The sequence below is a fragment of the Candidatus Thermoplasmatota archaeon genome (assembly GCA_030018475.1).
In the GTDB taxonomy this organism is placed as follows: Archaea; Thermoplasmatota; JASEFT01; order JASEFT01; family JASEFT01; genus JASEFT01.
In genome coordinates this window covers 1-8,992 of the sequence record JASEFT010000054.1, presented here as the reverse complement: position 1 = coordinate 8,992, position 8,992 = coordinate 1, and the positions used below count along the sequence as shown (strand labels likewise).

The following is an 8,992-nucleotide window of genomic DNA, read 5'->3' as shown; positions in this document are numbered from 1 at the left end:
TACGTTTCCGTTCGCCGTTTGCACTGCTACCAAAGGAAGAAAGCACCATACTACTAACAAAACTGCAAACCCCTTCCTGCTCATTTCCCTTCCCTCCCCTTGACCCACTCTTCTAAGATTTTCGTAATACTTTCTTCTAAGGTTTCTGTGCCATATCTTCTTTTTGCTTCTCTTTTTATTTTCTCAGCCATATCCTTTGGCACATTCAAGTTAATTGTTCCTTCACGCAAAAATGTTTGTATGACCGAATCGAATGTTACGCGCTTTCCTGCCTCGAGCTGTCTTTTAGAGCTCTCAAGAATAAGCATCTTATGTGTTTCTGGTTTTAGTTTGACTGACTTTAGTTTGGTCACTTCTTCACTCATGAGGACTCTAATGTATTTACATGTATATGGCTTTTCCTACTTTACATACTTTAAGTTTTTCCTCCAGCGCCGTCTGCTCGTCCAATGGCAGTATCCCATACTCTAAGAGCGCGAGATATTCAATCAAGAGCCAATCTTTTCAACCCCACCAGATCATATATCTTGTCAGAGCTTACAATCATATCGCTTCCGCAGTAAATTGCATGGAGCGCATCAGAAGGAGTCATGTTATATTTTCGCATAAGATAGCATGCCCCGAGATGCCCCTCAATCCCTATTGCTGGATCTCTTATCTCTACAAGCTCAGCAGCTCTCTCTATAATCCTTATCGGGTCTTTGTTCTCCCTGTAAGCCAATATCATCAGCTCTCTCAGAGTTAGGGTAGATGTCCATAGCTCGTCTTTATGCTTAGAATATATGGTTTCTGCGCTTTTTCTCAATCTATCTTTCTTGCTGAGCAGAGCGATAAAAAAATCTGTATCAGCATACAAATCAATCACCGCTCTTCTTCACAAATCTCATTGCTTCCCCAAGTATTTCAGCTCTCACTTTAGACAGGCTCTTTGCGTGCCGCCAAACCGTTTGAAACTCTTTGAGAGGGCTCTTAGAGCTCTTAATCCTATGAAGGACCACATCGCCATCTGGCAGTGTAATCACTAAGTATTTCGATTTAGTATCCAGAGTGCTGCGCACGGCTTTCGGCAGATAGATTTTTCCTGTTTTGTCTACAGTTACGTACTCCATTTAATTCACTTAATGCTATATCTGTTTCCCAAAATATATAAACTTTTTGGCAAAATATTTGTTATTTTTACCAAATTGCTATCCATCTACCTTAGAACCACTTTCTCTCCCCGTAGTTTTTCGCTCTGCTTGCTCTATCCGATATAGATCACATTTTCCAGCCCTTTGAAGTGTGGGTCTCCTGTCAATACGGGTATATCATACTGCTTCGCTGTCTCGTAGACTATTGCGTCTGCCAGGCTTACTTTCTTCTTAGTTATTTTGCGAAGCTCTTCTCTGGTTCTGCCTGCTCTGGCTGCTATATCAAAAGATAGATCTAGGATTGTAGACTTTGCTTTAATAAACAAAAGTGCTTCTTCCAGCTTTTTCGGCAGCTCTAGATAGAGCTTCGCTGCTATTTCTGCAACTGCCATTATTGGTGTGGTTGTATTCTCTCGCTCTATATAGCTCTCCACTGTATCAGCTCCTTTTTCGTTTTTGAAATATGCGATCCAGGCGTGGGCATCTAAAGCGCAGCTATACATCGAAAACCTCTTCCTCTTCTTTTTCTGTCAGCGGCTTTAGTTTAGGGTAAGCGCCTTTTAAGGATGAGGGAACTCTTTTTCTAAGTCTTACAAGTCGTGATATTAGCTCATCCATGCTGGATGCCCCTTCTTCCTCTTTGAGATCTTTGAGTATTTGGAGAGTGCTTTTTTTAACAGCTATTGTAGCGTTTGCCATTTTTATAATAATATTTATAGTTATAACTATATTTATATTTTTCTATGCGTCTGTAAAGCCGAACTGTGTTCAGAAGTACTTTCTCCTCCCGTAGTTTTTTCGCTCTCCAAGCATTTCGTTCAGAAAAAGATACCTCCACAGTGTTCTGTTGAAATTTTTCTCTCTTTTATCCCTCACACAAAATCTCTATAAATTTATGTAGCTCCAAACCTTCTTCCCAATCCATCACATAATTTCCTTCTTCAGTCTCTCTTAACTTAGGAATCTTATTGTAAAGCTCGCTCCCTTTTACACTAGGTAGCTCGAATGTGAATATTCGCCAGGGGTCTTGAGCTCTAACATTTTTCAATCTAAAAGCGTAAATAGGAACAATTCCTGCTTTGATGCAAAGTTTTTTGAGCCAATCAACTTGCTCTTTCAGTCTGGGAGTGTTGCTGAACCAGAATTTTTTTTCTTTCCAAGCTTTAACTTCTATTGGGAAAGAGCAATCTTTTCTTATGGCAACAAGGTCTATTCCGAAAGAGCCTGCAGCTCTAAGCACAATAAAAGGTCTTTTTTTAATTTTATAAAAAGCTCTTTTTATATTTTCTGGGTATGCTTTTGTTGCGCTATCTAAAACCTCCTCATCGTATTGCAATATTCCTTTGAGTTCGCGCTCGTAAATGCTCATTTATTCTGCCTCTTTTTTAAAGTTGAAATTAGCGCTGCGAGAACAGCCGCTACTAAAACAGATACAAGAGTAATTTCAAAAGAGCTTACAGGCTCTGGTGGCGGCTTTAGATAGACTATAGGAAGTATTGCTGTTTGCCTATCAATCTCTTCTCCAGGCATTGGTCCCGTCTTCTTTATTACTCTTACTGTATAATTTCCTGCTAAATATTTTCTACCAGCTAGATCTGTTCTTTCTTCACCCAGCGCTTCAACAATATCTTCTATTTCTATTGACCAAAAAGTCTCTCTATTTATAGTGATAATTTTATTGCATAGCTCGATCTCTTTTGGATTTAGAATTATCACTCTGAATTTTACATGATCGTGGGTTGTCTCGTTCTTGTAAATAGTAACGTTGATTTTAATTCTCTGACCTGGCATGGCATTGTAATGCGAGAACCTGATGTCGTTAGGCGTTATAGGCGTGGAATCTAAAGTGAATGTCCATATTATCTCAGCAGAGTTGTTTGCATTATCTCTCACATATATATAACACTTGTAACTTCCATCGGGCCTTAGAGCTCTGTTCCAGAGCTTACCACTGCTTTTTTCTATAGTAAAATTCTTTGTATGGTCAACGCCGTTGATTTTTATTAATAGTGTAGTCCAGTTTATTCCTGAAAGCGTATCATTTAATACTGCGGAAATGTTCACAGTTATATTTCTTATAAAAGCTTCAGGTTTTAAATTAAAAATCCTTGGCGGAGTGGCATCTAAAATTATATCATCTGATGCAGTAGCTAAATCATAGCCTTCAGCGCCAGTAGCGTTCACTTCTGCATATACTGTTTTTGTCCCGTCGGCTTTCGCAAGAATCCAATCAAAAAGGTTATAAGTCCTAGAGATGTTATACTCAAACCAATCAGACCAGTCGAAATATTCGTTTCTAAACCTTACCATTACTCTTATAGCGTTTGTTGCACTCACAGTTAAATTTAATTTAACAATTTGCGTGTTTGTGTATGTGCTGTTAGTCTCAGTAATGTTGAGACGCACTTCTTTGATTTTAGGAGGTACTACTAACGAGTATGTGATATTTATTTGCACAGTTGCAATATTGCTTGCATTATCTACAGCCCTTACTTTTATAGTATAGTTTGCCTCCGTAGGCGGATTGAATTGATAATCCCACCACGAGTAATTATCCGCTAGAGTTACTGGGCTCCATTGGACTACGACAGTACCATTTTCTTTATAAGTAATATTAATTTCGACTTTATTAATACCTGATAATGTATCGTTGCATGTTCCGTTAATCCAAATTGGCGTAGTATAGAGAGTTGTACCATTCTGAGGAGTTTCTATTGTAACGCTTGGCATTACAGTATCTTTCCTAAACAAGAATCCGAAGCTTCCTGCAGTATAAGTATGCGTTAAAATATTGCCTGCGACATCTGCAACTCTTATACTAATTTTATTCTCTCCTTCTGCTAAACTTTCCCATGCTACAGCCCAGTTAGCTGTGTAATCTGAAGATTGATCCGCAGTGAAAATATCTATCCAAGCGCCGCCATTTATTTGATATTGCGCGTAATCGAGCGGTGCTAGACCAATCCAGCAGAAGTCTATATCAATAACGTTTCCAGGATCTGCGTTGTACCAGTTTGTAGCGCTTCCAGCAGTAGGATAGTTGTAAGTTATAGTTGGTAGTTGTGCATCGTGCTTGAACACGAACAAAGTTACCCAGCTAGCGTTATTGCCAGCTTTGTCTTTTGTCATTATCCTGAAGTAGTATGTGCCGTTTTCTCCAGCGCAGGAAGTTGTGTTTGTAGTTATGTAGTTATTCGCAGTACCTGTTTCGCTTAGTCCGAAATACCAGTAAAAGCCCTCTACACCTGCTAAATTATCGCTAGGCCAGTCCCATTTAAATGTAGGACTCTTTACAGTATTCTGCCATGTATTGTTCTGCGCTCCGTTCGTTTCTGTAGCAGGCGGTGTCGGATTGTTTGGAGGAGTGATATCAATTTTGAAAGGTCCTATATGGTAAGCGGTAGTGTTTAAATTACTCGCATTGTCTTTAGTCCTTATATGCAGATACCAATACCCTTCCGGCAGTACAGGACTTTCGTTGTAATTGGTTGTAGTGTAGTTATCTGAGGTTGTTGGAATAGTTGTAGAATCTGCAGTCCAGGCGTAATAAAACCCTGCGACGCCGCTAGGTGCATCTGAATGCCCGCTCCAGGTAACGTTTATTACTTGAATATTAGTCCATGTATCTACAGGAACAGTGCTTGTGAAAGAGTTTGGATTGTTTGGTGCTGTAATATCTATCTTCACCTTCCACCAGTAGCTACCCCAACTACCTGCCTTGTCTTTTATTCTGAATCTTATTCTTAGTGGGTCGCCGTCAGATTGAGTGCTCCCAGTCGCAAAAGCAACGTTATTTGCATAAATTGTAGCTGTAGTCTCGCTTCCTTCATAACTACACGCAAAAGGACCGCTCCATGAAGAGCCTGAAGTTGTAGAATAGTAATATTCTGCAGACGAAAGATTCAGTTTAGATAGGTAGTCTGAGCATTCTATACGACAGCTTACGGTACTCTCATTTACCCAAATTGTGTTAGATACCCAAACAGTAGAAGATTGAGCTTTTACTTCGGGATTGCCCCAGGAGCCAGGTGGTTGAGTATCTACACCTGCAAGCGCATCTTTCTCAGCAGGCGCAAGTTCTTCATTTGTAGCATTATCTATCGCAATAGAATAAAACTGATAATAGCCATCCCCGTCAGGGGAAGTAAATGTAAAAGAGACTGTGCAATTGTGAGGATCTGTGAAAGAGGGTGTAGAGTTTGTATCAAAATAGCTCCACGTAGGAGGCCAACTTACATTATCATTACAATATCTATAATACAAGGAAATATTTTTCACACCGCTTTCTCCACCAGTTGCATTATAATCGCTTGCATTCGCAGTAATTGTAAATGCAGTAGAATTCTGCCAATAAGGCGAGATCGTATTAACAAAAGAAGTTGCCTTTGTAATGTCTATACCTGCTTTTGCAATATTAGACTGTGCTTTTTGATTTGCGCTATCTGTAGCATTAACGTAAAACTCGTAATAGCCGTCTGCAGTGCCGTCAAACGTAAAATTACCTTCTGCTGAAGTGCCTGAGATTGGTTGCGAAGAATATTCTGTCCAGCTGCCCCATGAGACGTTATCTTGGGAATATCTGTAGTAGAGAGTAATCGATACTAAGTTATTATCGTCTGTCGCATTCCAAGAAATGCTAAGTGTATTTGAGTTCTTCCAATAAGGCGGCGCAATGTTTGCATTTGCAGTAGGTGGGTTATCTATCACGCCTATAGGCTGAGTTGTATAAACATAAGCTCTTCCTTTATTACCGCTATAGCCAGGCGCACCAATAATAACATCAGGATAGTTATCGTTATTTATATCGCCGGCAAGATAAACAGAGAGACCAAATTTATCATTTGCATTTTCACCGTAAGCAGTGTAGTTCGCATCGAGTGCTGAGAGACTTGGTGGGATATTTGCAGAGCCGTTGAAAATGTAAACCGCTCCTTTAGCACTTGCATTATAAGGTGCACCTATAATAGTATCGTTATAGCCATCGTTATTAAGATCGCCGCCTGAAACAGAATAGCCGAATTGGTCACCAGGCGCAGAGCCATTGATAGTTACGTTAGCTACTATATAAACTTTAAAACCTAAATCTGTACCTGTGAGTTTACTCCATGAGGGTGGTGTGCCATACACCATATTCCCATCCGGAAATGGGTTTTTCCTATTGTAGTACCAGGCATATCCATGACCTGCTGCTCCACCATCCTTTGCAACTATCCAGTAGCGCGTACCTGCTGTAACTGTTGCCGATGCAGAAAAGATTATATCTCTCCACTCACCATACGCTGAAAAATCCACCCTTTCAATAGAAGATAAAGTGAGGCCTCCGGGCGTATCGGTAGCAGTATTATTCTCAATCGAAATATTCATCCCAGGCGAATCTGCGCCCGCATCCCATGCTCCTATAGATATTTTCCAAAGCTTCCCGCTTATAGGTGCGATAAAAGATTGCCCTAATGAGTACTCGGTATCTACCCTGTAACCAACGCTACTGTTAGTACCCGCATACGCAAATACGGAGCTTCTAAAAGGACTGAGATACCCATAGCATCTCCCTCTACTGACATTCCAGTCTGGTGCGCCAATAATTACATCTTTGTAACCGTTTGCATCAAGATCTACATTACCTGCTATCCCATGCCCGAATCTATTGTTAGGTAGCTCCCCGACTAAAGTAACGTTAGGCACCACACCTACTTCATCCAGCCAGCAGGCGACATTATGAATAAATTTATCTCTCGCACCGCCGCCTGTTTTATCTAAATGAATATAAGAAGTGGATAAGTACACTGCACGATGATAAGGGTAGCCGCCTTCAAATGCTTTTAAAAATACTTCGGTTGCAGGGGCGTTACCAACCCACACATCGGTTACACATTCTACACCGTTAGGCAATGCAGTTACCCGTTTGGTTAAGTCGGTTTCCGCATAGCCCGCAGCGGTATCCGCGGTTATGGTCGTAGGTAATGCATTAGGCCACGTAGCAATAGGATGTTTATTGTCTGTTAAAAAGTGGTTTTCTTCCGTATCTGAAGTAAAAGTATCATAAGGACCGAGTAGCACATCGTCGTAAAAGCTTTCTACTCTATCACGGGTGTATGCAATTTCGCCTCCCTGGAGAAATACGTTAGTACCATTAAGCATATAATTCCTTATTGCCATACGTGCGCCATCGGTACCTAATGGGGCTGTAGCTGCTGCGCATATTACAACTACAAAATTATAGTTGTGCCAATTATACTTGGTGTGGTTAGCAATAATATTATCTCTAGTAACTGTATAGCCCAGAGCTTCGAGTTTAGTTTTAGTAGCCGCAACGTTTGAATGAGTTTCAGGAATGGCAGTATCGTTGAAAAGCAATACAGTTCTCCAGCCGGTAGTGCGTCCATAGTAAATATACACTTTGCCGTTATTGTCTTGAGCTATACTTCTATTGCCTGGTGCGCCGACTGCAATATCGTCGTAGCCGTCGTTATTCACATCGCCAATACCTGCTACTGAATACCCAAAATCTTCGCCAAGCCTGCCTTTAAAAATTACATCCGCACTGCTTGCAGAAGTTGGTATTGAACCATCGCCAAAAAATAGATAAGCTTTACCACCTTCGTGCTCGTATACTATCACATTGTCAATATACCAACCTGCCCGAACGACTGAATCGTCGGTATAAAGCCTAAACTGTATATATACCTTGTACCCAACTGCGTCAGAAATATTATAGTAATTTCTGCGCCATAGATGATTTTCATCGTAGTCCCCCTCTAATGTAAGTATTGTTTCGTGCGTAGCGGCATTTCTTATCAAAATAGTGCAATAATCGTAGGCACCACCTTCTACTTCCAACCAATCCCAGAATGAGAGCCAAGGACAAACTGCCGTCGTTAAATCTATAGTGGTAGAGTTTAGAGCCATAAACGAGTTAAGGTCAGCACCTGCAGCGTAAGTACCGTCAAGGTCGGTTGCCCAACAGTAGGTGCTGGATTGTGCACCTGAAGTAGGGCCATACCCATCTCCGTCTAGTGCATTATCGCCTACAGGGTCGCCGTGCTCCCATTCATCTACTACTCCTGAGCCATAATGGGTCCACCCCCTTAATGGCTGAGAACCAAGCCCCTGAGAACCATACTCCATGTCGTCGTAGAAATGTATTTTTCCAGGAGCGCCCACAATAATATCTTTATTATCAGCGCCATTAACATTACCAGCGCCAGAAACAGAAAACCCAAACTTATTGCCAGCAGCTTCGCCTGTTATCGTCACATTACCCTGCGAATAGAAAACGTTATCTACCCAGCATTTCATCCAGCGAGAGGCGTAGCCTGTAGTAAAGGAGATGTTATTCACGCTTGCAACGGCATTCATGAAAGTAGTTTGCGAGACTTTAAGCGTGCCGTTAATGTAAATGTCGTATCTGTCAGTATCGCAGTCAAATACCAATCTGATTCTATACCATCTAAAAGCGTAATAAGGCTGAATAGTATAAGTGCCTGTGGAGTTCCTAAACTTAATATTTCCATCTGTATCGAAGTCTATCTCCATCGCCGATGTACCGCCGCTTTTGATTGTGCAGTCAGTGTAATTTGTAGTAGTATTCCTCATCATCGCAAACTCAATTATTCCTTTTGTATACGCTGGTAAATCGTTTTTGTACATATAGCATCTGCCTACATTGCTGTTATCTAACATATAGATAGATTTAGCGCCTGTAAGGCTTTCAGTTGTAGAAACCTCTAGAGAAGTACCTGAAGGTTCTACTACAGTCCAATCAGAAGGCTTGCTTCCAGTAGTATAATTCTCCCAGCCCCAGTAAGGACCGCCGTAATAAAGATAAGCTTTGCCTCTCGAGCTTAATGCATCGGGCGCTCCTA

General features: G+C 41.0%; 7 protein-coding genes. All 7 read right to left on the bottom strand.

Translation table 11 applies throughout. The annotated features are described in order from the left end of the window. Positions 1 to 80: 80 nt before the first annotated feature. Complete coding sequence (locus QMD21_06595) at positions 81 to 365, bottom strand: hypothetical protein (protein MDI6856428.1); 285 nt, start codon at positions 363 to 365, stop codon at positions 81 to 83. A gap of 119 nt (positions 366 to 484) precedes the next feature. Further along, on the bottom strand, positions 485 to 865 hold the full coding sequence (locus QMD21_06590; protein ID MDI6856427.1) for a type II toxin-antitoxin system VapC family toxin: 381 nt from the start codon (positions 863 to 865) through the stop codon (positions 485 to 487). Continuing rightward, positions 858 to 1,109 (bottom strand): AbrB/MazE/SpoVT family DNA-binding domain-containing protein, encoded by a 252-nt coding sequence (locus QMD21_06585; GenBank protein ID MDI6856426.1) that lies wholly within the window; start codon positions 1,107 to 1,109, stop codon positions 858 to 860. Before QMD21_06585 ends, QMD21_06590 begins: the two co-directional genes overlap by 8 nt. 134 nt (positions 1,110 to 1,243) lie before the next feature. Then, positions 1,244 to 1,633 (bottom strand): PIN domain-containing protein, encoded by a 390-nt coding sequence (locus QMD21_06580; protein ID MDI6856425.1) that lies wholly within the window; start codon positions 1,631 to 1,633, stop codon positions 1,244 to 1,246. After that, positions 1,626 to 1,829 carry a hypothetical protein gene (locus QMD21_06575; protein MDI6856424.1) on the bottom strand — a complete coding sequence of 68 codons (204 nt, stop codon included), beginning with the start codon at positions 1,827 to 1,829 and terminating at the stop codon, positions 1,626 to 1,628. Before QMD21_06575 ends, QMD21_06580 begins: the two co-directional genes overlap by 8 nt. A 166-nt stretch (positions 1,830 to 1,995) precedes the next feature. Beyond that, complete coding sequence (locus tag QMD21_06570) at positions 1,996 to 2,499, bottom strand: Holliday junction resolvase (protein MDI6856423.1); 504 nt, start codon at positions 2,497 to 2,499, stop codon at positions 1,996 to 1,998. Then, a partial coding sequence (locus QMD21_06565; protein MDI6856422.1) for an Ig-like domain-containing protein occupies positions 2,496 to 8,992 on the bottom strand: 6,497 nt, incomplete at its 5' end. The genes QMD21_06570 and QMD21_06565, both read right to left, overlap by 4 nt.